This is a genomic window from Leclercia sp. Colony189 (assembly GCF_009740165.1).
Lineage (GTDB): Bacteria > Pseudomonadota > Gammaproteobacteria > Enterobacterales > Enterobacteriaceae > Enterobacter.
Window position 1 is genome coordinate 4,476,939 of record NZ_CP046557.1, and the last position, 24,098, is coordinate 4,501,036.

The window sequence follows — 24,098 nt, forward strand, 5'->3', positions numbered from 1 at the left end:
GAAGCAATATCCAAACGTGCGCGAAGTGAATAAGTGTGAGCTAGTTCAAACTTGTCACGCTAAATAGATCCGCCTGGTGACAGGGTGAAACCTAAATCTAACATTTTAGGCGACACCGCTTCACCACGAATGCGCGCCAGCAGGCGTTCTGCACCGATACGGCCCATGCGTTCACGCGGCGTCAGGACGCTCGCCAGACGCGGCTCCATGACCTGGCCGATGTCGTGACCGTGGAAACCGGCAATCGCCATATCCTGCGGGATTTTCAGGCCCAGACGCTGGCATTCAAAAGCGGCGCCCACCGCGAGGTCATCGTTAGTACAGAAGATGCCATCAAGCTGCGGATATTCACGACGCGCCTGACGCATCAGCTCAATGCCGGAGGTGTAGGAAGAGGACTGCTCTACCATCACACTGTAGGGCGTTAAGTTCGCGTCGAGCATCGCCTGCTCGTACCCCTTCTGTTTGATGATAGTACGTTCGTCCAGACGTGCGCCAAGATAGGCGACATGACGATGGCCGCGGGCGATGATCGCCGCCGTCATCTGCCGGGCCGCTTCAAAGTTATCGAACCCGACCGCGATATCCAGGCACGGCGACTGGCTGTCCATCAGCTCCACCACCGGAATACCCGCCACTTCGATCATCTTCAGCGTGCGTGGGGTGTGGGTGCGTTCGGTCAGGATCAGGCCGTCAATGTTCCAGGAAAGCATAGATTCGAGACGCTCCTCTTCCAGCTCCGGCTTGTAGCCGTAGTGGGCGAGCATGGTCTGATAGCCAAAGGCGTCGGTGACGCTTTCGATGCCGCGAAGCACCTCGGCGAAAACCTGGTTGGTTAAGGAGGGAAGCAGGACGCCCACCGCACGGCTGGTCGCATTCGAGAGAATGTCGGGTGCACGGTTGGGGATATAACCCAGTTCATCGAGAGCAGCCGCAATCTTGCCACGTAAGGCCACGGAAACCTGTTCCGGGTTACGTAAAAAACGGCTGACCGTCATTTTGGTCACACCGACGCGATCGGCGACATCCTGAAGTACGGGGCGTTTCTTTTTCATCGTCCTGAGAAATCATGAGTGAGAGATTTTCTCAGTTTATCACGGACAAAGCGCAACCTTCCCCGTTTAAAGGGAAGGTTGCGTAATTATTTAGACCGGCGGCAGGTCGAACAGCAGGATTTCAGCGGCGCTGTCAGCATGGACAGAGATCGCCTGCTCATCCCAGATGGCCAGACCGTCGCTGGTGGTCGCTTTAGTGCCGTTGATGGTCACGTCGCCTTTCACCACCTGGATCCACACTTTACGGTTGGCGGCAATCTGGTGCACAGACTGCTCATTTTTCGCCAGCGCCCAGCGGTACAACTCCATATCCTGATGCACTTTCAGCGAACCTTCACGCGCATCCGGTGACAGTACCAGCTGTTTACCCTGCTGCGCGTCAAAGCGGCGTTGCTCGTAGCGCGGGGTGATGCCTTTCGCTTCTGGAATGATCCAGATTTGATAGAGGTGCAGTTTTTCCGTTTTGCTCGGGTTGTATTCAGAGTGACGCACTCCGGTACCCGCACTCATAATCTGGAACTCACCCGCTGGCACCTGCTCTTTATTACCCATGCTGTCCTGGTGCTCCACCGCCCCTTCCAGCACGTAAGTCAGGATTTCCATATCTTTGTGCGGGTGGGTACCGAAGCCCTGGCCTGCGTCAATCACGTCATCGTTGATCACGCGCAGTGCCGAGAAGCCCATAAAATTCGGGTCGTAATAATCGGCGAACGAGAAGCTGTGCCATGAGTCCAGCCAGCCATGATTTGCGTGTCCACGGTCGTTTGCTTTGCGTAAGAAGATCATTGTTTTTACCCTCAGTTCGTTTCGATGGAGTAAGTGTGGACGCAATCGACCTGGGATCATAGAGGGTGAAAATTGACTCCTCTGTTCAAAATATCTGAACAAGCACAGAGGAGTCATTCAGGCTTATCGGGCAAGGGTTATCGTGGCAGGTGATGCCTGTTCGAAGGCGCGTTCAAGGATTTCCAGGTTGGTCATCACTTCAATTTCCTTGACGTAATTTGGCGCGCCGCAGGTGAGGGTCTGGTACAGCGCATCGTAGACCTGGCCATAGTCGCCGGTGCCCGGTTTGATCTCCTCTTTCACCGTCACACCCGCGTCGTTAACGTACTCCAGCACGCCCACGGAATCGTCCGCCGCAAACCCTGGTTCACCCGGCATGATATTAGCCTTCAGGCTGGTCTCCTGCTGGTCGATACCGTATTTGATAAACGAGCCTTTGGTGCCGTGAACGATAAATTTCGGGTAATCGGTCTTTACCAGATGGCTGGTTTTGACAATCGCTTTCAGGTCGCCGTAGAAGAGCTGTGCTTCAAAGGTATCGTCCGGGTTGGCTTTATTACGCAGGCTGCGGATGTCATAGGCCACGTGATCCGGGCGGCCAAACAGGCTGATTATCTGGTCCATGGTATGGACGCCAAGGCCATAGAAAGAGCCATCCTGCGGCAGGCCGGGTTTGGTCTCCGCCACCGGGCGGTAGTAATCGAAGTGGCTTTCGATTTCGACAATCTCGCCCAGCTTGCCGCTCTCAATCGCCTGCTTCGCGGTAAGGAAGCAGGTGTCAAAGCGACGGTTCTGATAGGGCGTGACGGTCAGCCCTTTGCTGCGCGCCAGCTCGAACAGCGTTTTCGCCTCGGCCATCGTCGGGGTAAATGGCTTCTCCACCAGCACGTTTTTACCCGATTCCAGCGCGCGTTTCGCATACTCAAAATGGCTGTCGGCATGGGTACAGACGATCACCAGCTTCACCTCGGGATCGTTCAATACCTCGTCGAGATCGCTGGTGAAGTGAATATGGGAGTACTGCGGAGACTGCTCTTCCGGTTTCGGGTGGCGGCGGAAGATATGCGCCACATGCCAGCTGGCTTTACGGGTAAGTACATAGGGAAGGTGATAGCGGGTGGTGCTTTTGCCAAATCCAATAAATGCGCAGTGTAGTGTCATGATGTTGTTCCTGGCTAAGGTCTCTGCCTTCAACCATAGCGCAACCTGCTGGCGAATTTAACCCCATCAATCTTTTAGGCTTATTCCGGGGGGAAAACCGCGCGGTGAATATATTGCTATATCGAATCCGAAAATAAGGGGCATAACCTTGACCCTGCTGCTGAATCCCAGGATAAGAAGGCAGTCAAATTAACATGCTCGCGAAAGGAGTCGCGCTCATTTTCTATGGACAGAAAATACCTCGCGTTAAATAGCGCACTTCTCTTCTGGCTGCTCGCCCTGGTCGCCTGGGGCTTCAACGCCCGCTCCCTGACGTGGCTGTTCGCGGCATTAACCCTAATGGCTTTTAGTCTCCCTCTCCTATCTAATCAGGTTAACCTCATGTTTAAAAAACAAAAAAAGATCGAAACTGACAAGCAAGAAATCCTCCCTCAGGCACCGGTCATTGAAAAAGAACCTACTGCGGTGGAGAAGTACGGCACCACCGTCATAGCCAGCGATGTGCAATTTGAAGGCAATATCGTTTCCGGCGGGCACGTCTATGTTCACGGCACACTGAACGGCAATATCGACTCTAAAGAGAGCCTGATAAAAATTATGCGTGGCGGCCAGGTGGAGGGAAACATCACCTGCCGGGAGCTGATCGTGGACGGTAAGGTCATCGGTCAGTGCAGCAGCGATACTATTGAAATCTGCGAAAATGGTCAGATTACCGGCACCCTGCTCTACCGGACCCTGGCGATCAAAAAAGGCGGCGTCTTTTCCGGGCAGGCGGAGGTCTTACCGACTGTGACGGAGAAGAACAACGTGGTGGGTATGATAAAAGAGAACCTGTCTGATATGCCGGATCGCCTGCATTCACAAAAGCTTTAAACAAAAAAAAGCCAGCGAGACGCTGGCTAAAATAATACTGGAAGCAATGTGAGCAATGTCGTGCTTTCAGGTTTCCGTCGTGGACTCCCTGAACGCAAGACAATAATAATCATTCTCATTCGCACTTGTCCAATACTTTTTTGCAAAAAATGGCGGTTGACGCACATTTCAAACTCATGGATGTTGGAAAGGAACCTAACTGACTGAGGAAGAAGGAATGAGTGAGATAGTGATACGCCACGTTGAAGCCGCCGATGCCGAAGCTTTACGCCTGCTTAATACCCATCCGGGGGTGTATCACCAGACACTACAGCTTCCTCATCCATCGATGGAGATGTGGCAGGAACGGGTAATGAAAAAGTCGGGCAGACGCCATCTGGTGGCCTGCCTGGACGATAAGGTTGTCGGTCATCTGGCGCTGGACGTGATGGAAAACCCCCGACGCAGCCACGTGGCGACCTTTGGCATCAGTGTCTCTGCCGAGGTGCAGGGGCGCGGGGCGGGCAGCGCATTGATGCGGGAGATGATCAACCTGTGCGATAACTGGCTGCGCATCGAGCGCATTGAATTGACGGTGTTTGCCGACAACGCGCCTGCCATTGCCTTGTACCGCAAGTATGGATTTGAGGTGGAAGGCACCGGGAAGAGATTCGCCCTGCGTGACGGCGAATTTGTGGATGCGCTCTATATGGCGCGGGTTAAGTGAGTATTGCCCGGTGACGCGTAGCGATCCGGGCCTACGAAACCTTGTAGGCCGGGTAAGGCGGAGCCGCCACCCGGCAAACCGTTTAATACCCCGCCGTCAAATCCCCTGGCGAGCGCGGATCCGATGCCCCATACAGCGCGCCATCGGGCCCGACCATAATGCTTTGGGTGCTGCCCATCGCCTCTTTCACCGCCACTTTTTGTCCGCGCTGCTCCAGCAGCTTCAGCGTATCCGGGCTAAAGCCCTTCTCCACCCGCAATTCATCCGGCAGCCACTGGTGATGGAAGCGCGGGGCGTTGGTCGCCTCGGCCACGTTCATCCCGAAATCGATGCTGTTTACTACCATCTGCAGTACGGTGGTGATAATCCGGCTGCCGCCCGGGCTGCCGGTCACCAGCCAGGTTTTGCCATCTTTCACCACAATCGTCGGCGACATTGACGACAGCGGACGCTTCTTCGGCCCCACGGCGTTGGCATCCCCGCCCACCAGCCCGTAGACGTTCGGCACGCCCGGCTTGGCAGAGAAGTCATCCATCTCGTTGTTGAGCAGAATGCCGCTGTTGCCCGCCACGATCCCGGTCCCAAAGGTGGTATTGAGGGTATAGGTCACCGCCACCGCGTTACCATCTTTATCCACCACCGAGAAGTGGGTGGTCTGGTTGCTCTCATACGGCGCCAGCTTGCCGGGGCGGATCTCGCTCGACGGTCTGGCCTTGTTGATATCAATCTGATCGGCCAGGGTTTTGGCGTAGGCTTTATTGGTCAACGCCTGCCACGGCACCTTAACGAAGTCCGGGTCGCCCAGATACTCCGAGCGGTCGGCATAGGCATATTTCTCCGCCTCGGCCATCACCTGCAATGTGTCGGCACTGCCGAAGCCAAACTTATGCAGATCGAAATTTTCGAGGATGTTGAGGATCTGCACGATGTGGATCCCGCCGGACGACGGAGGCGGCATGGAATAAACCTGGTACCCGCGGTAGTCGCCGCTAATCGGCGTGCGCTCCACCGCCTTGTACTCCGCCAGATCCGCTTTGGTGATCAGCCCGCCGTTCTTACTCATCTCTTCGGCAATCTGGTCGGCAATCGCCCCTTTATAGAAGGCGTCCGGGCCGTTCTCCGCGATCATCTCCAGGCTTTTGGCGAGGTTCTTCTGCACCAGCTTATCGCCCTTCTTCAGCGGCTCGCCCTCCTTCCAGAAGATCGCTTTGCTGTTCTCATGGTTGGGGATCACTTCGCTGCCGTAGGTTTTCAGGTCGTCGGCCAGCGCGTCGTTGACCTCAAAGCCGTCCCGCGCCAGTTTGATGGCGGGCTGCACCACCTTGTTCAGCGGCAGGGTGCCATATTTATCCAGCGCCAGCGAGAAGCCCGCTACGGTGCCCGGCGTACCGGTCGCCAGATGGGAGGTAAGCGATTTTTTACTGTCGGCATTGCCCTGGTCATCGAGGAACATGTCCCGCGTGGCCTGGTTCGGCGCCATTTCGCGGAAGTCGATCGCCGTGGTGGTGCCATCTTTGGTACGCAGCATCATAAAGCCGCCACCGCCGAGGTTGCCCGCCTGCGGGTGGGTCACCGCCAGCGCATAGCCCACCGCCACCGCCGCATCCACCGCATTACCGCCCTGTTTGAGGATATCCACCCCCACCTGAGTAGCGAGGGCGTCTACTGAGGAGACCATCCCCTTCTGCGCCCGCACGGGATGGAACACATCCTCTTCCACACCATAGGAGACCGGCGGTGCCGCCGGCGGATTCGCTGCCACGCAAAACGTACCGCCTGCCGTCAGGGCAGCAATCGCCACCCAGCGTAAAAACGTTGGTTTCATCATTGTTATTCTCCAGGTACAGGGACTCATGCTCCCGCTTAAGCCTGGTTCATAACTCTTAAAAAATCATCGTAATGGCGGATTCGAGATAAACTTACAGAAGGCTTCAGATGGAGGGAATGACCATGAAACGTCTCATTCTTGTGGCGACATTACTGCCGTTTGCCGTATTCGCGCAGCCTATCAACACCCTGAATAACCCCAATCAGCCGGGCTATCAGAACCCCAGCCAGCAGCGAATGCAAAATCAGATGATGATGCAGCAGCAACAGCAAACAGGGATGCTAAACCAGCAGCTGCAAACGCAAACCCGCGTTCAGCAGCAGCACCTGCAAACGCAGATGGATAACAACACCCAGCGGATTCAGCAGAGCCAGCCGGGGGGGCAGGTACTGCCTAATACCAGCGGCGGGATGCTCAGCGGCGGCAGTGTCGACTCTGGCGGCGTGCAGCAGCAACATATGCTGCCGCAGCGGCAGAATGGCGACATGCTCAATAACCCTTAGGGCTGAAAGTCCGGGCCGATAAGGGCAATCGCATCGGTACAGATACAATCGACGCCCCAGCGCAGCAGTTCCGCTGCTCGCTGGGGCTGATTGACGGTGTAAACCAGGATACGTAATCCGGCGTTTTTCAGTGTGCTTACCCGCGCTTCATCCAGCAGGCGATGGTTCAGGTGAATGGATACGCACGCCAGTCGAGTGGTCAGCTCGCGCCAGTCATCACGCCAGGCATCCAGCAGTAACCCACGCGGCAATTCAGGCGCAGCAGCCTGCGCGGCTTCCAGCGCGTCAATCTCAAACGACGACAGCAGCGGTGGAGTCATTCCTGCCCATAGCTCACGCGCCGCCAGCGCAATCACCTTGCCGGTTAACGGCCCCGTACCGGTGGTCGGTTTAATTTCGATGTTGGCCATCATCCCGTGTTGACGACAGCGGTCGGCCACCTCAGTCAGCAGCGGCAGCGGCTCGCCTTTAAACTCGCCGCTAAACCAGCTTCCGGCGTCCACCTTCAGCAGATCGCGCCACGGCAGGTGACCCGCCACGCCCCAGCCGTTGCTGGTGCGCTCAAGATTGTCGTCATGCAGGAGGAAAATCTCCCCGTCTTTCGACAGCTTGGCATCGAACTCAATCATGGTATGACCGTAACGCGCGCCAACGTCGATGGCCGCCAGGGTATTTTCCGGTGCCAGTTTACCGCCGCCCCGGTGGGCGACGATGCGGGGATAAGGCCAGTTACTCATATGCGTTGTCCTGTTTCACCATCAAATAAGTGCAGATGATTTTCCGGCAGATGCAGCCATAGCGTGCTGCCCGCTTTCGGGCGCTCCTCGTGCGACATACGCACCACCAGCTTCTGCTCGCCCCAGCGTCCGTGCGCCAGGTTATCGGCCCCCAGCATCTCCAGGGTGTCCATCACCAGCGGTACGCCGCCTTCCGCCTGCGAGCTTAGCGCAATATGTTCCGGGCGGATACCCAGGGTCATCTTACGCCCGGCGTAGCCGCGATAGTACCAGTTGATCGGCAGCGCCATGCCGCTCTCCAGTTCGAAATGGGTGCCCGCAGTGCTGATGCGCCCTTCCAGCAGGTTCATCGCCGGGCTGCCGATAAAGCTCGCCACAAAGCGGCTGGCGGGCTTTTCATACACCTCCACCGGGGTGCCAATCTGCTCGGCCACCCCTTTGTTCATCACCATCACCCGCTGGGCGAGGGTCATCGCCTCCACCTGATCGTGGGTAACGTACAGAGAGGTGGTGTTCAGTCGTCGGTGCAGCTGCTGTAACTCAAGGCGCATCTGCACGCGCAGCTTGGCATCGAGGTTGGAGAGCGGTTCATCGAACAGGAATACCGCCGGGTCACGCACGATAGCGCGGCCCATCGCCACGCGCTGGCGCTGGCCGCCGGAGAGCTCGCGCGGGCGGCGCTTCAGCAGGCCATCCAGCTCCAGAATGCGCGCCGCCTCTTTGACGCGCTCGTCGATGTGGCTTTTACCCATCCCACGAATTTTCAGCCCCCAGGCCATGTTCTCTTCCACGCTCATGTGCGGATAGAGGGCATAGTTCTGAAACACCATCGCGATGCCGCGATCTTTGGGTTCCATCTCGGTCACGCGCTGGCGGTCAATCCAGATATCGCCCGAGGTGACGCGCTCGAGCCCCGCCACCATGCGCAGCAGGGTGGATTTGCCGCAGCCCGACGGGCCAACCATCACAATAAATTCGCCGTCCGCCACGTCGAGGGTCAGCGGCTGAATCACCTGGGTCTTGCCATCCCAGCTTTTGGTTACTGCCTGTAATTTAAGTCCTGCCATCTTATTTCTCGCTATCGACCAGGCCGCGGACAAAGGCACGCTGCATGGCTAAAACAATGACTACGGGTGGGATAAGGGTGAGCAGCATCGCCGCCATCACCTGGTTCCAGAGGGTGGTGCCTTCGCCGGTTGAAATCATGCCCTTGATGCCCGCCACGGCGGTGCCGAGGTTGACGTCCTGGATAATCAGCAGCGGCCACAGGTACTGGTTCCAGCCGTAGATAAAGGTGATGACAAAGAGCGCCGCGAGGTTGGTTCTCGACAGCGGCAGCACGATGTCGCGGAAAAAGCGCATCGGCGAGGCGCCGTCGATCCGCGCGGCCTCAATCAGCTCGTCCGGCAGGGTCATAAAGAACTGGCGGAACAGGAAGGTGGCGGTGGCCGAGGCCATCAGCGGCAGGGTTAAGCCCGCATAGCTGTCGAGCATGCCGAGATTGGCGATCACCTCCACCGTCGGGAAGATACGCACTTCCACCGGCAGCATCAGGGTGATGAAGATCATCCAGAAGAAGAGGTTACGCAGCGGAAAGCGGAACCAGACGATGGCGAAGGCCGAGAGCATCGACACCGTAATTTTGCCCACTGTAATACCGAACGCCATGATGAAGCTGTTGAGCATCATCAGCCAGAACGGGGCGCTGTTAACCCCCACACCCTGGGTCCAGATGGTCGCCATGTTTTCGAAGAGATGCGAACCCGGCACCAGGGTCATTGGGGTTTCAAAGATGGCGTTTCTGTCCAGCGTGGCGGCGACAAAGGCGACGTACAGCGGGAACAGGATAACGACGATCCCCAGGATCAGCATGGTATGGCTGAAAATCGTCAGCCCGCGACGGTTCTCAATCATTGGTAGCGCACCTTACTTTCAACATAGCGGAACTGCACCACCGTGAGGATGATGACGAGGAACATCAGCACCACCGACTGGGCGGCAGAGGCCGAGAGATCCAGACCGGCAAAGCCTTCGCGGTAGATCTTATAGATCAGCGTGGTGGTGGCCTGCACCGGGCCGCCTGCGGTGGCGGCGTCGATCACCGGGAAGGTGTCGAAGAAGGCGTAGACCAGGTTGACCACCAGCAGGAAAAAACTCACCGGGGCGATCAGCGGCAGCGACAGCCGGAAGAAGCGGCGGATCGGGCCTGCGCCGTCAATCGCCGCAGCTTCTACCAGCGAACGCGGAATGGACTGTAGCGCGGCAAAGAAGAAGAGGAAGTTGTAGCTGATCTGCTTCCACACCGAGGCGAAAACCACCAGGAACATCGCCTGGCCGCTGTGCTGGGCGTGGTTCCAGTCATAGCCCAGCTCGGCCAGGAAGTGGGTAATCAACCCGCGCCCGGGGTTAAAGAGGAAGATCCACAGCACCGCGGCGACGGCGGGGGCCACGGCATAAGGCAGCAGCATCAGCGTCTGGTAAAGACGGCTGCCGCGCACCACGTAATCCACCAGCGCGGCAAAGAAGAGCGAGGCGAGAAGACCGCTCACCGTCACCAGGGTGCTGAATTTGATCGTCGTCCAGAAGGCGTCGATGTAGTAGCTGTCGTGCCACAGGGCAGCGAAGTTATCCAGGCCAACAAACTGGCTGGAGAGCCCGAACGGATCGACGCTTTGCACCGAGTACCACAGCGCTTCGCCCGCAGGCCAGATAAAGAAGATAACGGTGATGACCAGTTGCGGCGCGACCAGCAGGTACGGCAGCCAACGGGAGCGAAACACCGGACGGGATGAGGACATGAGGGTTGTATTCCTGAACAGCGCCGGGTGGCGGCTACGCCTTACCCGGCCTACGGTCTTCCAGGCCCGGATCGCTACGCGTCACCGGGCATTTCACATTACGATTTGGTCGACTGCTCAAAGCGGCGCAGCAGCTGGTTTCCGCGCTCGACTGCCGCATCCAGCGCCTGCTGAGGGGTTTTCTTGCCGGTCCAGACGCTTTCCAGCTCTTCATCCACGACGGTACGGATCTGCGGCATGTTGCCCAGACGCAGCCCTTTGGTGTACGGCAACGGTGGTTTGTTCAGCATCTGACGCGTGGCGATGTCTGCCCCCGGGTTCTTGTCATAGAAGCCCTGTTCGCGGGTCAGGTCATAAGCGGCTTTGGTGATCGGCAGGTAGCCAGTCTTCTGGTGCCATTCGGCGGCGTTTTCCGGCTTCGCCAGGAAGTCGAGGAACTCCGCCACGCCCTTGTAAGTGTCCTTGTCTTTACCCTGCATTACCCACAGGCTGGCCCCGCCGATGATGGCGTTCTGCGGCGCGCCTTTTGAGTCGGCGTCGTATGGCATCATCCCCACGCCGTAGTTAAATTTGGCGTAGTGACGGATATCCGCCAGCGAGCCGGACGAGGCGGTGGTGATGGCGCAGTCGCCGCTGTAGAACTTCTCGGTGGATTCGTCTTTACGTCCGAAGTAGCTGAAATCGCCCTTCTTGTTCAGATCGGCCAGCAGGGCAATGTGCTTCACCTGCTCCGGCTTGTTGAACTCCAGGACCGCGTTGGTGCCGTTGAAACCGTTGTTCTCGGTGGCTACCGGCTGGCCGTGCCAGGCGCTGAAGTTTTCGATCTGGATCCAGCCCTGCCAGCCGCTGGCGTAGCCGCACTTCATGCCGGCCGCTTTTAGTTTGGCGGTGTACTCCGCCAGATCCTGCCAGGTTTTCGGCGGCTGCTCCGGATCTAAACCGGCTTTCTTAAAGGCGTCTTTGTTGTAGTACAGCACCGGGGTGGAGCTGTTAAACGGCTGGGAGAGCAGATGGCCGGATTTGGAATCGGTGTAATAGCCTGCGACGGTTGGCACGAACTGCGATTCGTCGAAGTTAATGCCCGCCTCGTTAAACACCTCATAGACCGGCTTGATGGCTTTGGAGGCCATCATGGTGGCCGTACCCACTTCATAGACCTGCAACAGCGCCGGGGCGTTACCGGTACGGAACGCGGCAATGCCCGCGCTCAGGCTCTGCTCGTAGTTGCCTTTGTACACCGGCACAATTTTATAATCCGGGTGGCTGTCGTTGAAACGCTGCGCCAGGGAGTCAACCTCTTTACCCAACTCCCCTTCCATGGAATGCCAGAACGGAATAGTGGTGACGGCCATTGCGTTAGCCGCAAAAGCCAGACCCATTGCCAGACCCAAAGCTGTGTGTCGTAACGATGTCATTGTCATCTCTCTTATTGTGCCGGATGCGCGATATCACGCGTTTTGTGCTCGCGAGGTAACATGACATGCTCGAATGACAGAAAAATAACCGTTTGTTTACAGAGATATGACAACAGGGCGTCAGGGGGATGATGGTTGTGTGAAGGGGTTTATGTGAAAAAGCCGGGTGGCGGCTTCGCCTTACCCGGCCTGGGCGATCCCGTAGGCCCGGTAAGCGTAAGCGCCACCGGGCAATAGAGACGGCTCAGCCGCCTAAATACGCGCTCCGCACCGCCTCGTTCGCCAGCAGCGCGTCGCCGGTGTCTTCCAGCACCACCCGACCATTCTCCAGCACGTAGCCGCGATCCGCGAGCTTCAGCGCCTGGTTGGCGTTCTGCTCCACGAGGAAGATGGTCATCCCCTCGCTGCGCAACTGCTCGATGGTGTCGAAGATCTGCTGAATGATGATCGGTGCCAGCCCGAGCGAGGGTTCGTCGAGCAGCAGCAGGCGCGGCTGGCTCATCAGCGCACGGCCAATCGCCAGCATCTGCTGTTCCCCGCCGGACATGGTGCCCGCCCGCTGAATACGGCGTTCAAACAGGCGCGGGAAGAGGTCATACACGCGCTTGATGCGGGTCTGGAACTGTTCGCGCTCGGCAAAGAAGCCGCCCATCGCCAGGTTCTCTTCTACCGTCATGCGGGAGAAGACGCGCCGTCCTTCCGGGACAATCGCCACCGCTTCACGCATGATTTTTGCGGTCTGCCAGTCGGTGATGTCTTTACCGTCAAAGACGATACGCCCGCTGGTGGCGCGCGGGTCGCCGCACAGGGTGCCGAGCAGGGTGGTTTTCCCCGCGCCGTTGGCGCCAATCAGGGTGACGATTTCGCCCTGATTGATGTGCAGACTGACGTCGTGCAGGGCCTGGATCTTGCCGTAGTGGGCATTAACCTTGTCAAAAGATAACATCGCTTTTTCCATCTTATGCCTCACCCAGGTAAGCACGGATCACGTCCGGGTTGTTGCGGATCTCTTCCGGCGTGCCGTTCGCCAGCGGCGTCCCCTGGTTCACCACGTAAATACGATCCGAAATGCCCATCACCAGCTTCATATCGTGCTCAATCAGCAGGATGGTGGTGTCGTGATGGTTACGCAGCTCGACAATCAGTTCGTCCAGCTCTTTGGTCTCTTTCGGGTTAAGCCCTGCCGCCGGTTCGTCGAGCATCAGGATCTCCGGCTGGGTCACCATGCAGCGGATAATCTCCAGACGACGCTGATCGCCGTAAGCGAGGTTGCTCGCCTGGCGGTTGGCATGCTGGAGCAGGCCGATACGATCGAGCCAGGTAGCGGCGCGATCTAATGCTTCGTCCTGGGCACGGCGAAACGCCGGGGTTTTCAGCAGGCCGGAGAAGAGCCCGGTTTTTAACTGCTGATGCTGGGCTACCAGCAGGTTTTCAATCACCGTCATCTCGCGGAACAGACGCACGTGCTGGAAGGTACGCACCACGCCCATGCGGGCAATCTGCTGGCCCGGCAGCCCTTCCAGGTGCTGGTCGCGCAGCATGATGGTGCCGCCCGTCGGCTTGTAGAAACCGGTCAGGCAGTTAAAGACCGTGGTCTTACCGGCACCGTTCGGGCCGATCAGCGACACAATCTCTTTTTGATGCAGATCCAAAGAGACATTGTTGACCGCCAGCAGGCCGCCAAAACGCATCATCAGGCCGTTAACGGATAATAATGGCTGACTCATGCCTGCTCTCCTTTTGTCTGCCCGTTCTTCAGCTTCAGCTGCGGACGGGTCATCGGCAGCAGACCCTGCGGACGCCAGATCATCATCAGCACCATCAAACCACCCAGCATCAGCATGCTGTATTCGTTAAAGTCGCGCATCAATTCACGGGAGACCACCAGCAGGATCGCCGCGAGAATAACCGCGAACTGCGAGCCCATCCCGCCCAGCACCACAATCGCCAGCACGAAGGCGGATTCCGCAAAGGTGAACGACTCCGGGCTGACGAAGCCCTGACGCGCGGCAAACAGCGTTCCGGCAAAACCGGCAAACGCGGCGCTGATGGTAAAGGCAGTCAGCTTGATGCGGGTCGGGTTCAGGCCCAGGGAGCGGCAGGCGATCTCATCTTCACGCAGCGCTTCCCATGCACGCCCCAGCGGCATACGCAGCAGGCGGTTAATCACGAACAGGGTGAGAACCACCAGCAGCAGCGCCACCAGATAGAGCCAGATCACGCGGTCGGACGGGTCGTACTTCACGCCGAAGAAGTTGCTGAAGGTGTCCCAGCCGCCTTCACGGGCGGAACGGCTGAACTCCAGGCCGAAGAAGGTCGGTTTCGGGATCTGGCTAATGCCGTTCGGGCCGCCGGTCACTTCGGTATTGTTGAGCAGCAGGATACGGACGATTTCGCCGAAGCCTAAGGTCACAATCGCCAGATAGTCACCGCGCAGGCGTAGCACCGGGAAGCCGAGCAGGAAACCGGCGGCAGCAGAGACCAGCCCCGCCAGCGGCAGACAGGTCCAGAAGCCAAGACCGTAATAGTGGTTCAGCAGGGCGAAGGTGTAGGCGCCGATGGCATAGAAACCGCCGTAGCCCAATACCAGCAGGCCAGAGAGCCCCACCACTACGTTCAGGCCGAGGCCGAGGATCACGTAAATCATGGTCAGGGTGGCGATATCCACCGTCCCACGCGAAACCACGAAGGGCCACGCCACGGCCGCCACCAGCAGCGCCACGAGGAACAGCTTCTGTTTAACGGTTGAGCCGTCGATAGCCGGCAGAACGAACTTCGGCCCGGAGACGCTTTTCAACGTCTTCTGGAAAACCGGACGCAGCAGCTGGAAGAAGAAGACCACTGCGGTGCCAACAAAGACCCACTGCCAGCGGATATCCGACGCGGAATCCACCACCAGCTTAGTGCCGCTCAGCTCCAGCTGAACGCCCATAAAGACCGCCGCCAGCACGAAGAACATCGCCGCAGAGAGCAGTGCCATAGCAAAATGCATCGGTTTCATACTTTCTCTACCTCCGGACGACCCAGAATACCGGTAGGCATGACCAGCAGAACCAGAATCAGCAGGGCAAACGACACCACATCTTTATATTCGGTACTCAGATAGGCCGAGGAGAGCGCTTCGGCCACGCCCAGAATCAGGCCGCCGATCATCGCGCCCGGAATACTGCCGATACCGCCCAGTACCGCCGCGGTGAAGGCTTTCATCCCGGCCATAAAGCCGATGTACGGGTTAATCACGCCGTAGAACTGACCGAGCAGAACACCGGCAACCGCCGCCATCGCCGCACCAATCACGAAGGTCAGGGCAATCACGCGGTCGGTGTTGATACCGAGCAGGCTCGCCATTTTCAGATCTTCTGCACAGGCGCGGCAGGCGCGACCCATGCGGGAGTAGCGGATAAACAGCGTCAGGGCCAGCATCGCAATAAAGGTCACAACCCAAATCACCAGCTGCATGGTGGTGATGGAGGCGGAGAAGTTCTCGCTGGCACCGACAATCCACTGGCCGTTAAACAGGCTTGGCAGCGCCACGTCGCGCGACCCTTCGGTGAGGCTGACGTAGTTTTGCAGGAAGATGGACATACCAATCGCGGAGATCAGCGCAATCAGACGCTTGGAGCTACGCACCGGGCGGTAGGCCACCCGTTCGATACTCCAGCCGTAGGCGCTGGCAATGACAATCGCCCCGACAAATCCGGCGGCCACCAGCAGCCAGCTACTGTCGATGCCCATCATCATCAGCGCGGCGATAATCATAAAGGAGACATAGCTGCCGATCATATAGACCTCGCCGTGGGCGAAGTTGATCATGCCGATAATGCCGTACACCATCGTGTAACCGATGGCGATCAGTGCATAGGTGCTTCCCAGCGTGACGCCGTTAAACATCTGCTGCAGAAAATAGAGAAACTGCTCGGACATAAGGTAACCTTTCTATTCCCGCCCGGTCCTGCCGGGCGGTGGGATAATTATTTGGCGGCCGAGGATGAACCGTCGGCGTGCCACTTAAAGACACCAAACTCAAATCCCTTCAGATCGCCTTTCTCATCCCAGTTCAGCGGCCCAATCACGGTGTTAGCCCCGTGTGCTTTTAAATCTTTAATCAGATCCTGCGGCGCTTTGCTGCCGGTACGATCCATGGCGATAGCCAGAGACTGTACGGCGGCATAGGTGATCCAGACGTACGGACCACTCGCATCTTTCTTCTCGGCTTTCAGGGCGTTAACGATAGCGCTGTTCGCCGGATCCTGGTCATAGCGTTTTGGCATCGTCACCAGCATGCCTTCGCCCGCATCGCCTGCAATGTTCGACAGGGAGGCGTTACCTACCCCTTCCGGCCCCATAAACTGGGTTTTCAGGCCGATAGCGCGCGCCTGGCGCAGCATCTGCCCCATTTCCGGGTAGTAGCCGCCGTAGTAGACGAAATCGATGTTCTCTTTTTGCAGACGCGCCAGCAGTGCGGAGAAGTCTTTTTCGCCTGCAGTGATGCCGTCGAAGAAGACCACATTGGCGCCGCCTTTTTTCAGGCCATCCTGTACAGAGCGGGCCAGCCCTTCGCCGTACTGCTGCTTATCATGAATGATGGCAATACGCTGCGGCTTCACGCTCTCGAGAATGTACTTCGCCGCAGTCGGCCCCTGTGAAGAGTCGAGCCCTGCGGTACGCATGATGTACTGATAGCCGCGCTGGGTCAGCTCAGGGTTAGTGGCGCCCGGCGTGATCATCAGAATGCCTTCATCCTCGTAGATATCGGAGGCAGGCTGGGTGGAGGAAGAGCAGAGATGGCCAATCACATACTGAATGCCATCGTTCACAATTTTGTTGGCAACGGCCACGGCCTGTTTCGGGTCGCAGGCATCGTCATATTCCACACCGACCAGTTTGTCGCCTTTTATGCCGCCTTTGGCGTTGATGTCTTTAATTGCCTGGCGCGCGCCGTTGAACTCCATATCACCCCACTGGGCAACCGGACCGGACAACGCACCTACCACAGCAACTTTAATATCCTCCGCCATGGCCGCCTGCGAAACTGCCAGTGCAACCATTCCCGCGATCAATGTCTTCGCGTTCCTTTTCATTGGTGAATCCCCATTCGTGACGTGATGTATATATTTTGTTTTATTATGGTTAAAAAGCATTCTGTACTTTTATTAAACAACGCAACTTTTGCTATTGCCTTTAATGGTTTAGCACAGTTTTTTCACAAAAATCAGAGTAAAATCTCTATATTTCAGGTGATTAAGCAAAGATAATATTCTGAAATCAGGCAGAGATAAACAACTAAAAGTACAAATTGCAGCATAAAATAACGGTACAAAGAGCGGAATAAAACGCTGCCTTTTAGGTTAATATTCTGCTTATTTTTCGATCCCTGCGTTTTCTGGCTGCACATTTGGCTGCTAAAAAAGTAATCACCTGGAGAATGGATTGAAAAAGGAGAAGCCGCCAGCAGGATAAATTGAGTACACTGCCTGTACTTTTTTTACGTGGATAAGCTGCTAATGAAACTGACTATCGTTCGTCTGGTGACCTTTAGCGACCAGGATCTTATCGATCTTGGCAAAATCTGGCCGGAATACTCCCCCGCCTCCCTCACCGTTGATGATACCCATCGAATTTATGCTGCGCGCTTTAACGAGCGGCTGTTAGGCGCGGTGCGCGTCACGCTGAGCGGGACGGAAGGCGCGCTGGACTCCCTGCGCGTGCGTGAAGTCACGCGTCGTCGCGGCGTAGGGCAATATCTGGTTGAAGAGGTGGTGCGCGATAACCCGAGCGTAGCCTCGTGGTGGATGGCGGACGTGGGCGTCGAAGACCGCGGCGTGATGGCGGCCTTTATGCAGGCTCTGGGGTTCGTGGCGCAGCAGGATGGATGGGTCCATCACGGGCAGGAATAAACCCGGCCTTAATTGTATTTAATAAACTCGGTGGCGAATTTAAACCGGTTATAGCGGTGAGTGGCGACCGAGTATTCAAACAGCTTACCGTTATCTAAATAGGCGGTCTGCTCAACGTGAATAACCACCTCCGGCTCTGCCAGCTGCAATAGCTGGCTTTGCTGCTCATCAGCTATGGAGGCGGTGATCATCATATGGCTGCTGTGGATCTGATAGCCCAGCGCGTCGGTAATATAGCTATATATGGAGTCCGCCACGTTGGCATAGTTGAGGCCTGGAATAACGTTTACCGGCATAAAGGTTTTTTCGATAATGGCCGGCACGTCGTTAATAACCCTGACGCGAAGGATCGAATAGACCATCTCATCGCCGCCAAGCTGGAGCTTTTCCTGCACGTCGGCCGGGGCGGGAATGACGGAAAAAGCAATTACTCGCGTTGTTATTGTCTCGCCTGATTCATCACAGCGCGCTTTCGTGCCCTTCAGATGGCTATTAATTGACGAGGTATTAAACGGTAATTTAACAAAAGAGCCGAGACCTCTTTTTCTGACGACCAGCCCCTCTTTAACCAGAATATCCAGCGCCTTGGTAATAGTCAGTTCGCTGCAATCAAAAAGCAGTGCGAATTTCTTTCCTTCCGGCAGCTGGCTATTCTGTGCGTAATAGCCAGAAAGTATTCTTTTTTTAATCTCTTTATATATTGCAAGATACTTCGGCATTCTGACCACAATACAGACCTATAAACATAGGCCTGTTATACTATAAATACAGGTAGATAGAAATCTCAACGCCTTATAGATGAGGCCATTCGAACCCAGGTGTGCCTCTTTCCTCTTACGGCAATCGACAGGCGGTAAATCGCTTCCGGGTCGGCTATTCCCGCGCAGCCAGCATCCCCAAAGCTATGGATGTCGCTGCCGCAGCGCTTGCTGGCAAGACCAATCTGGCTCACCGTTGCGCCGTCTGCCCCCTCCTGACTGGTACTGATGGTGGTGATAGCCAGCGCACCCGCCAGGTGTACGGCATCAACGATCGCGCTCACCTCCCCCTCACGGCTCCCCTGACAGGTTCCTGGTGCGGGGATCACTACCGCGTGGGCGCCCGCCGCCGCGTACTCCGCATATTCCGCCGCCGCCATCAGCCCCCGGGCGCTGAACTTTGCCACCATGATAAAGCCAGGGAAGTGCGCCTTCGCAAGGCTTATCGCCTGAAGCATGCTGTGCCGATCCACCCCCGGCTTGTCGTAGCCGGTCAGGCAGAGGAAATCCGCACCCTGCACCTGTTCAAGCGCGTGCCGCGACAGGCTGCGCGGGTTATCGGCGTCGTTTTCGGGCGTCACCTCAAGGCTGACGCCCACCAGCCTGCCGGTAAGGGCTTTGACCTGCTCAATTCCCCCCGCCACGGGCGCTCCGGCGACCACATGGGTGGCGGTATTGTATCCCTTGAGCAGAACCATATCGGCACCAAACGCCGCCACCAGCTCGGCATTGGTGACGTCCGGGTAGAGTGGCGGGGTTTCCGCCGCCACTTCGGCGAGCACGACCCGCCCCTCAGAGGCGCGAATAGCCGCCACTAACTCTTCTGCTTCAGACTGACGCTGAAAATCGGATGCCCGACAATTTAATATCCGTTTCATAGTATTAATCCAAATCGATAACGAAAGGCGTGGCGCGGCTAAAACCGCCCTCAAGCATTTCCAGGTTGGTCAACATATCCTGCTCGCTGACGTAATTGGCGGCACCGTTCATTATGGTGTCGTAAAGCGCGTCATACACCCGGCCATAATCGCCGCGCACCGCAGGCACCTCGCGCTTAACCGTCTGCTGCTCCTCATTCAGATATTCAATAATGCCCGGCTGGTTATTGGCACAAAATGTCGGGTGGTCCGGCATGATATTCTCTTTCAGGTAACTCTCCTGCTGGTCGATCTGCATCTGAATAAAGGAGCCGCGGGTGCCGTGAACGATAAATCGCGGATAGGGCGTCATCACCAGATGGCTGGTTTTAATGATCGCCTTCAGGTCGTCGTAATAGAGCTGGGCTTCAAAGGTATCGTCGGGATTTTGCTTCAGCCGCAGGCTAGGGATGTCATAGGCTACCTGGCGCGGCCGCCAAACAGCGCCAGCATCTGGTCAAGGGTGTGGATCCCAAGGCCATAAAATGCGCCGTTGAAGGGGTGGTTAACCTGCGGCTGCGCCTCGGGGCGGAAATAGTCGAAGTGGCTCTCAATTTCCACGATATCCCCGAGCAGGCCGCTCTTAATTACCTGCTGCACGGTCAGGAAACAGGAGTCGAAGCGGCGGTTCTGAAACGGCGTGACGGTGACGCCGTGCTGCTTCGCCAGCGCCAGCAGCGTCTTCGCCTCGTCCAGCGTGGTGGTGAACGGCTTCTCGACCATGACGTTTTTGCCGTGCTCGATACAGGCCTTTGCCCAGGAATAGTGGCTGTCCGGGTGGGTGCAGATAACCACCAGGCGGATGGTGTCATCCGTAAGGATCTCGTTAACGTCACGGGTAAAAGTAATTCCGCAGTATTGCGGCCGGGACTCAATCTCCGGCTTAGCGACAATATCGTAAATCGTTTTCACACGATATTTATCGTTGCGGATCAGGACGTAGGGCAAATGGTAGCGGGTAGCACTTTTACCAAAGCCAATAAATGCGCAATTAATCATATAACTTCCTTATTTTAACAACGTGACGGCATGCTCAATGAGCGCCTGACCATTCATATTTGAAAAATGCTGCGGGTTAACCCGCGCCACGCGGCAGCGATCTCCTGCCGTTTCCCGAACGTTGCTTTCCATATAGGTAAGCTGCGGCGAGAGGAGTATCAGGTCAGCTTTTTGCACGGTTTCTTCGAGGTTGCCGATATGGGTGGCGCTAATCGACGCGGTACAGTGGATGCTCTCTGCATATTGCCGCATCTTTTTTGCCACCAGCGAAGTGGACATGCCCTCGTTACACACCAGCACGATGGTTTTATTGTCCAGCGGGTGGGCCTCGCCCTCGCGCAGCGGCTGCGCGATTGCCGGTTCTGTCTGAGGATCTGTTGGCGGCGTCGTGGCGATGGTCTCGATGACCTGCTGCGCTTTTTTCGCGCTGATTGAGCGCTCATAGGCCAGCAGGAAGGGAAGGTAAATCACGACCCCAACCCCAATCAGGATAATTTGCAGCACCACGTTGCGCAGATCGCCCCCCGATCCCAGCCAGCCGGAGAGCAAAGGCGGTACCGACCAGGGCACGTAGGCGACAATATGCGATACCCAGCCCCAGGCGGTGGCGTAATAGGCGATGATAAAGTTTATCTGCGGGTAGAAAATAAACGGGATCATCATCAGCGGGTTGAGGATCACCGGCAGGCCAAAAATCACCGGCTCGTTGATATTAAACACCCCAGGAGCAATCACCGTTCTGGCGAACTTTTTATGGCTGCTCATGCGGCTGCGCAGCAGGATCGCCAGCAACAGCGCCAGCGTTGAACCCGTTCCGCCCATGTGACCATACAGGTCGCGAAACGGCAGCACAATAATGTGCGGCGGCGGCAGGCCAGCGGCGAAGGCGGCCATGTTCTCCTGCATGGCGACCAGCAGCGGCGGCTCCAGTACCGGGTTGATAATACCTGAGGGATGAATACCCAGCGAAAACAGCAAGTTCGTCAGGGTGGTTAAGGTAATAAAGCCCGGCAGGCTGGTGGTCAGATGGACCAGCGGCTTTTGCACCAGGGTCTGGATCAGCGCAAACAGCTCGGTATGCGTCAGGCTGGTAATGGCAAAGGTGGCGACGGAGAAGAAAGCCACGGTGATCATGATGGCAGACAGGGCGTTAAACGACTGCTGCACCATAGGAGGCACCTCCTCTCCCAGCGAGATCCGCAGCGCCGGAGAGCCGGAGATCTTCAGAAAAATGCTGGTAGAGAGAAAGGCGCACAGAATCGCCAGAAATACTCCACCCGCGTTGGTCTGCGCGTAGGGCACCACGCCCGTCACACTCACCGTCTCGCCGGTGGCAGCGGTAACGGAGGCGGTGACCGGCATCAGCACAAAAAAGCAGGCCAGCGAAACCATCGCGGCAATGATCGGGCTTTCGAACTTACGCTTGCTGGCCAGCGAATAGGCCACCAGCACCGCCAGCATAATGGACAAAATGTTCATGGTGCCGTTCAGCGCCCGCTCGCCGATCCCCCGCCACTGCACCATGGTGTCGGCAGAGAGCACGTGGCGCATAAAGCCGTTGGTATCGAGAAAGACGTAGTTGACCATAATAAAAAGCCCGGCCAACACTAAAAACGGGATAGCGATAATAAAGCTGTCGCGCAGGCTGCGCAGATGCACCTGGCCAGCCAGTTTTTGCGAAAAACCGGCTATCGTATCTAAAACCGTCATGATCTGCCTTCCGCTCTGTTCTGGTGGACCTTTTTCGCCCCGGCTAACAGACGCTGCACCTGATCATGATCCTGTCGTTTCGCCCCCTGAAGCGCAGCGAAAGCCAGGCTGTTGCAGCTGCCGGCATGGGTAATCAGCCCCGTAATCATTCCTTCGTAATTTTCTGGCATAGGTATTCTCCCTTTATGCAAAACCCCTGTTTTTGTGCAGAGCGGCAATAAGTTATTCGCGGATAAATGCCATTTGGGCGCAGGCGGGCCAAACGCTATCGGCAAAGCGATATTGTCTATTATCCTCAGCAATTATTTATTGTCGTAATAAGCGGCAAATATAAGGCTTTAACAGAAAAATATTTAAAGCGCAGTTGCACGCCGTAGCGGTCGTCGGAATCATTGCCGTCGCGCTGCAAGTTATATACATCCCATTGTATTAACGAGCTGTATATATCAAAATAAATTTTTAAAGTTATCCATATATAAAACGTTATCCATCAGCCTGCAATAGCGACATATTAAAACTATATAGTTTTAAAAAATAAGGTATATGATCACATTTTATGAGATTAGAAAGAGGGAATAGCAGCGAGCGCTAAGCGGCGGGGATGATGCCAGAGGAGAGAATTCGAGAAGATAAGAAAAGGGCGAGCGTTTCATCGCTCGCCCTGAGGATTATTTGGCGTCGGTCGCCGTACCGTTGGCATGCCAGTCAAACACGCCGAATTCAAAGCCTTTCAGGTCGCCTTTCTCATCCCAGGAGAGCGGCCCCATTACGGTTTCAACGGAGTTCGCTTTCAGCCAGGTAGCGATGTCAGCCGGTTCAGCGGACTGATTCAGGCCCGCCTGCAGGGTTTGCAGCGCAGCGTAGGTGGTCCAGACGAAGGCACCGCTTGGATCCTGTTTCTTCGCCTTGATGGCGTCTACGATCGGTTTGTTGGCAGGAACCTGGTCGTAGTTCTTCGGCTTGGTCACCAGCAGGCCTTCAGCAGATTCACCGGCGATGTTAGACAGGGAGACGTTCGCCACCCCTTCCGGACCCATGAACTGCGTTTTCAGACCGGCAGCGCGAGACTGACGCAGGATCTGGCCCATCTCCGGGTGATAACCCCCGTAGTAAACGAAATCGATGTTCTCTTTCTTCAGGCGCGCCACCAGAGTAGAGAAATCTTTCTCACCGGCAGTGATACCGTCGAAGAAGACCACGTTAGCGTTCGCTTTTTTCAGGTTGTCCTGCACGGAACGCGCCAGGCCTTCACCGTACTGCTGCTTGTCATGGACAATGGCGATACGCTTCGGCTTCACTTTCTCAACGATATATTTCGCTGCGGTTGGGCCCTGGTCAGAGTCCAGCCCGGTGGTACGCATGACCATCTTATAGCCACGGGAGGTCAGCTCCGGCGCGGTAGCCGCTGGGGTGATCATCAGAATGCCTTCGTCTTCGTAGATGTCAGACGCGGGCTGCGTGGAAGAGGAGCAGAGGTGGCCGATAACGTATTTGATGCCGTCATTCACCACTTTGTTGGCAACCGCAACCGCTTGTTTCGGGTCGCAGGCATCATCATATTTTACGATCTGCAGTTTTTCGCCTTTGATGCCGCCCTTGGCATTAATGTCGGCAACTGCCTGCTCTGCACCAGTGAATTCCTGGTCGCCGTACTGGGCTACCGGACCGGACATTGCGCCGACAACGGCCACTTTGATATCAGCCTGAGCGGTGCCGAAAGCCAACGCGATACATCCTGCCAGTAAGGCTTTACCCTTCATATTCATCCTGAGAATCCCCATTGTGATGGTTATTGTGTTTGTTGTGATGTTGTTTTTTGGCGCTTTATTTCAATTATGCGTCTGCCGTGCGCGCCTTTTCAGCATACTCTGCTAAAACATACCCCATTTTTATCGAATTGGAATAGCTATTTTGTAATGTATATAAGGTAAGCGAGGCTTTAACGAGTCAGCACA

General features: G+C 56.5%; 23 protein-coding genes and 1 pseudogene. 4 read left to right on the plus strand and 20 right to left on the minus strand.

Translation table 11 applies throughout. The features are described from left to right. Positions 1-59 precede the first annotated feature (59 nt). The 3 genes from gntR to GNG29_RS21405 form a co-directional block, all read right to left on the minus strand. On the minus strand, positions 60-1,055 hold the full coding sequence (gene gntR / locus GNG29_RS21395) for a gluconate operon transcriptional repressor GntR (protein ID WP_103177342.1): 996 nt from the start codon (positions 1,053-1,055) through the stop codon (positions 60-62). Between the two features lie 90 nt (positions 1,056-1,145). Then, positions 1,146-1,841 carry a pirin family protein gene (locus tag GNG29_RS21400; RefSeq protein WP_156655313.1) on the minus strand — a complete coding sequence of 232 codons (696 nt, stop codon included), beginning with the start codon at positions 1,839-1,841 and terminating at the stop codon, positions 1,146-1,148. Between the two features lie 123 nt (positions 1,842-1,964). After that, positions 1,965-3,002, minus strand: a complete 1,038-nt coding sequence (locus GNG29_RS21405; protein WP_156655314.1) for an oxidoreductase — start codon at positions 3,000-3,002, stop codon at positions 1,965-1,967. Between the two features lie 225 nt (positions 3,003-3,227). Between GNG29_RS21405 and GNG29_RS21410 the strand changes: the two genes are divergently transcribed. Both GNG29_RS21410 and yhhY read left to right on the plus strand, forming a co-directional pair. Beyond that, positions 3,228-3,875 (plus strand): polymer-forming cytoskeletal protein, encoded by a 648-nt coding sequence (locus GNG29_RS21410; protein ID WP_103177345.1) that lies wholly within the window; start codon positions 3,228-3,230, stop codon positions 3,873-3,875. Positions 3,876-4,092: 217 nt separating this feature from the next. Next, complete coding sequence (gene yhhY / locus GNG29_RS21415) at positions 4,093-4,581, plus strand: N-acetyltransferase (RefSeq protein ID WP_156655315.1); 489 nt, start codon at positions 4,093-4,095, stop codon at positions 4,579-4,581. A gap of 82 nt (positions 4,582-4,663) precedes the next feature. On the opposite strand, the gene ggt is transcribed toward yhhY, so the two are convergent. Beyond that, positions 4,664-6,409, minus strand: coding sequence for a gamma-glutamyltransferase (gene ggt, locus GNG29_RS21420; protein WP_197431827.1), 1,746 nt, complete (start codon positions 6,407-6,409; stop codon positions 4,664-4,666). Positions 6,410-6,531: 122 nt separating this feature from the next. On the opposite strand from ggt, the gene GNG29_RS21425 reads away from it, so the two are divergent. Beyond that, positions 6,532-6,912, plus strand: coding sequence for a DUF2756 family protein (locus tag GNG29_RS21425; protein WP_156655316.1), 381 nt, complete (start codon positions 6,532-6,534; stop codon positions 6,910-6,912). Here GNG29_RS21425 and ugpQ read toward each other — a convergent pair. The 10 genes from ugpQ to livK form a co-directional block, all read right to left on the minus strand. Then, the gene (gene ugpQ, locus GNG29_RS21430) at positions 6,909-7,649 is read right to left on the minus strand and encodes a glycerophosphodiester phosphodiesterase (protein WP_156655317.1); all 741 of its coding nucleotides are present in this window, start codon (positions 7,647-7,649) and stop codon (positions 6,909-6,911) included. The genes GNG29_RS21425 and ugpQ overlap by 4 nt on opposite strands. Then, the gene (locus tag GNG29_RS21435) at positions 7,646-8,716 is read right to left on the minus strand and encodes a sn-glycerol-3-phosphate import ATP-binding protein UgpC (protein ID WP_103177348.1); all 1,071 of its coding nucleotides are present in this window, start codon (positions 8,714-8,716) and stop codon (positions 7,646-7,648) included. Before GNG29_RS21435 ends, ugpQ begins: the two co-directional genes overlap by 4 nt. Before the next feature lies 1 nt (position 8,717). Continuing rightward, entirely contained in the window at positions 8,718-9,563 is an 846-nt protein-coding gene (gene ugpE, locus GNG29_RS21440; RefSeq protein ID WP_156655318.1) for a sn-glycerol-3-phosphate ABC transporter permease UgpE, read from the minus strand. Continuing rightward, entirely contained in the window at positions 9,560-10,447 is an 888-nt protein-coding gene (gene ugpA / locus GNG29_RS21445) for a sn-glycerol-3-phosphate ABC transporter permease UgpA (RefSeq protein ID WP_103177350.1), read from the minus strand. Before ugpA ends, ugpE begins: the two co-directional genes overlap by 4 nt. Before the next feature lie 98 nt (positions 10,448-10,545). Further along, positions 10,546-11,862: a sn-glycerol-3-phosphate ABC transporter substrate-binding protein UgpB gene (ugpB, locus tag GNG29_RS21450; RefSeq protein ID WP_103177351.1), complete on the minus strand. Its 1,317-nt coding sequence runs from the start codon at positions 11,860-11,862 to the stop codon at positions 10,546-10,548. A gap of 244 nt (positions 11,863-12,106) precedes the next feature. Further along, complete coding sequence (livF, locus tag GNG29_RS21455; protein ID WP_103177352.1) at positions 12,107-12,820, minus strand: high-affinity branched-chain amino acid ABC transporter ATP-binding protein LivF; 714 nt, start codon at positions 12,818-12,820, stop codon at positions 12,107-12,109. Between the two features lies 1 nt (position 12,821). Then, positions 12,822-13,589, minus strand: coding sequence for a high-affinity branched-chain amino acid ABC transporter ATP-binding protein LivG (livG, locus tag GNG29_RS21460; RefSeq protein WP_039032512.1), 768 nt, complete (start codon positions 13,587-13,589; stop codon positions 12,822-12,824). Further along, positions 13,586-14,863 carry a branched chain amino acid ABC transporter permease LivM gene (livM, locus tag GNG29_RS21465; RefSeq protein WP_103177354.1) on the minus strand — a complete coding sequence of 426 codons (1,278 nt, stop codon included), beginning with the start codon at positions 14,861-14,863 and terminating at the stop codon, positions 13,586-13,588. The genes livG and livM overlap by 4 nt, the downstream gene beginning before the upstream one ends. Continuing rightward, positions 14,860-15,786, minus strand: a complete 927-nt coding sequence (gene livH / locus GNG29_RS21470; protein WP_013099131.1) for a high-affinity branched-chain amino acid ABC transporter permease LivH — start codon at positions 15,784-15,786, stop codon at positions 14,860-14,862. The genes livM and livH overlap by 4 nt, the downstream gene beginning before the upstream one ends. Positions 15,787-15,833: 47 nt before the next feature. Continuing rightward, positions 15,834-16,943 (minus strand): high-affinity branched-chain amino acid ABC transporter substrate-binding protein LivK, encoded by a 1,110-nt coding sequence (gene livK, locus GNG29_RS21475; RefSeq protein WP_156655319.1) that lies wholly within the window; start codon positions 16,941-16,943, stop codon positions 15,834-15,836. 423 nt (positions 16,944-17,366) lie between these two features. Here livK and panM point away from each other — a divergent pair, with 423 nt between their 5' ends. Further along, the gene (gene panM / locus GNG29_RS21485) at positions 17,367-17,759 is read left to right on the plus strand and encodes an aspartate 1-decarboxylase autocleavage activator PanM (RefSeq protein WP_103177356.1); all 393 of its coding nucleotides are present in this window, start codon (positions 17,367-17,369) and stop codon (positions 17,757-17,759) included. Positions 17,760-17,767: 8 nt separating this feature from the next. Here the strand turns inward: panM and GNG29_RS21490 are convergent, their stop codons facing one another. The 6 genes and pseudogenes from GNG29_RS21490 to GNG29_RS21515 form a co-directional block, all read right to left on the minus strand. Beyond that, positions 17,768-18,478: a GntR family transcriptional regulator gene (locus tag GNG29_RS21490; RefSeq protein ID WP_156655320.1), complete on the minus strand. Its 711-nt coding sequence runs from the start codon at positions 18,476-18,478 to the stop codon at positions 17,768-17,770. Positions 18,479-18,543: 65 nt separating this feature from the next. Continuing rightward, complete coding sequence (locus GNG29_RS21495; protein ID WP_103177358.1) at positions 18,544-19,395, minus strand: hypothetical protein; 852 nt, start codon at positions 19,393-19,395, stop codon at positions 18,544-18,546. A 4-nt stretch (positions 19,396-19,399) separates the two neighbouring features. Next, positions 19,400-20,433 (minus strand): annotated as a pseudogene (locus tag GNG29_RS21500) (oxidoreductase). Between the two features lie 9 nt (positions 20,434-20,442). Then, entirely contained in the window at positions 20,443-22,143 is a 1,701-nt protein-coding gene (locus GNG29_RS21505; protein ID WP_156655321.1) for a PTS transporter subunit EIIC, read from the minus strand. Then, a complete protein-coding gene (locus GNG29_RS21510) occupies positions 22,140-22,313 on the minus strand; it encodes a PTS lactose/cellobiose transporter subunit IIA (protein WP_139156308.1) in 174 nt (57 codons plus the stop codon). The genes GNG29_RS21505 and GNG29_RS21510 overlap by 4 nt, the downstream gene beginning before the upstream one ends. 498 nt (positions 22,314-22,811) lie before the next feature. Then, complete coding sequence (locus GNG29_RS21515; protein WP_103791337.1) at positions 22,812-23,909, minus strand: branched-chain amino acid ABC transporter substrate-binding protein; 1,098 nt, start codon at positions 23,907-23,909, stop codon at positions 22,812-22,814. Positions 23,910-24,098 lie beyond the last annotated feature (189 nt).

What these genes read in the sequence shown, in the direction of transcription:
- ugpQ (WP_156655317.1), bottom strand. Translation starts at nt 7,649, where the DNA reads ATGAGTAACTGGCCTTATCCCCGCATCGTCGCCCACCGGGGCGGCGGT.
- GNG29_RS21510 (WP_139156308.1), bottom strand. Translation starts at nt 22,313, where the DNA reads ATGCCAGAAAATTACGAAGGAATGATTACGGGGCTGATTACCCATGCC.
- yhhY (WP_156655315.1), top strand. Translation starts at nt 4,093, where the DNA reads ATGAGTGAGATAGTGATACGCCACGTTGAAGCCGCCGATGCCGAAGCT.
- GNG29_RS21495 (WP_103177358.1), bottom strand. Translation starts at nt 19,395, where the DNA reads ATGAAACGGATATTAAATTGTCGGGCATCCGATTTTCAGCGTCAGTCT.
- GNG29_RS21505 (WP_156655321.1), bottom strand. Translation starts at nt 22,143, where the DNA reads ATGACGGTTTTAGATACGATAGCCGGTTTTTCGCAAAAACTGGCTGGC.
- livG (WP_039032512.1), bottom strand. Translation starts at nt 13,589, where the DNA reads ATGAGTCAGCCATTATTATCCGTTAACGGCCTGATGATGCGTTTTGGC.
- GNG29_RS21435 (WP_103177348.1), bottom strand. Translation starts at nt 8,716, where the DNA reads ATGGCAGGACTTAAATTACAGGCAGTAACCAAAAGCTGGGATGGCAAG.
- ggt (WP_197431827.1), bottom strand. Translation starts at nt 6,409, where the DNA reads ATGATGAAACCAACGTTTTTACGCTGGGTGGCGATTGCTGCCCTGACG.
- panM (WP_103177356.1), top strand. Translation starts at nt 17,367, where the DNA reads ATGAAACTGACTATCGTTCGTCTGGTGACCTTTAGCGACCAGGATCTT.
- livK (WP_156655319.1), bottom strand. Translation starts at nt 16,943, where the DNA reads ATGAAAAGGAACGCGAAGACATTGATCGCGGGAATGGTTGCACTGGCA.
- GNG29_RS21405 (WP_156655314.1), bottom strand. Translation starts at nt 3,002, where the DNA reads ATGACACTACACTGCGCATTTATTGGATTTGGCAAAAGCACCACCCGC.
- ugpE (WP_156655318.1), bottom strand. Translation starts at nt 9,563, where the DNA reads ATGATTGAGAACCGTCGCGGGCTGACGATTTTCAGCCATACCATGCTG.
- GNG29_RS21400 (WP_156655313.1), bottom strand. Translation starts at nt 1,841, where the DNA reads ATGATCTTCTTACGCAAAGCAAACGACCGTGGACACGCAAATCATGGC.
- livH (WP_013099131.1), bottom strand. Translation starts at nt 15,786, where the DNA reads ATGTCCGAGCAGTTTCTCTATTTTCTGCAGCAGATGTTTAACGGCGTC.
- livF (WP_103177352.1), bottom strand. Translation starts at nt 12,820, where the DNA reads ATGGAAAAAGCGATGTTATCTTTTGACAAGGTTAATGCCCACTACGGC.
- gntR (WP_103177342.1), bottom strand. Translation starts at nt 1,055, where the DNA reads ATGAAAAAGAAACGCCCCGTACTTCAGGATGTCGCCGATCGCGTCGGT.
- livM (WP_103177354.1), bottom strand. Translation starts at nt 14,863, where the DNA reads ATGAAACCGATGCATTTTGCTATGGCACTGCTCTCTGCGGCGATGTTC.
- GNG29_RS21425 (WP_156655316.1), top strand. Translation starts at nt 6,532, where the DNA reads ATGAAACGTCTCATTCTTGTGGCGACATTACTGCCGTTTGCCGTATTC.
- GNG29_RS21515 (WP_103791337.1), bottom strand. Translation starts at nt 23,909, where the DNA reads ATGAATATGAAGGGTAAAGCCTTACTGGCAGGATGTATCGCGTTGGCT.
- ugpB (WP_103177351.1), bottom strand. Translation starts at nt 11,862, where the DNA reads ATGACATCGTTACGACACACAGCTTTGGGTCTGGCAATGGGTCTGGCT.
- GNG29_RS21410 (WP_103177345.1), top strand. Translation starts at nt 3,228, where the DNA reads ATGGACAGAAAATACCTCGCGTTAAATAGCGCACTTCTCTTCTGGCTG.
- GNG29_RS21490 (WP_156655320.1), bottom strand. Translation starts at nt 18,478, where the DNA reads ATGCCGAAGTATCTTGCAATATATAAAGAGATTAAAAAAAGAATACTT.
- ugpA (WP_103177350.1), bottom strand. Translation starts at nt 10,447, where the DNA reads ATGTCCTCATCCCGTCCGGTGTTTCGCTCCCGTTGGCTGCCGTACCTG.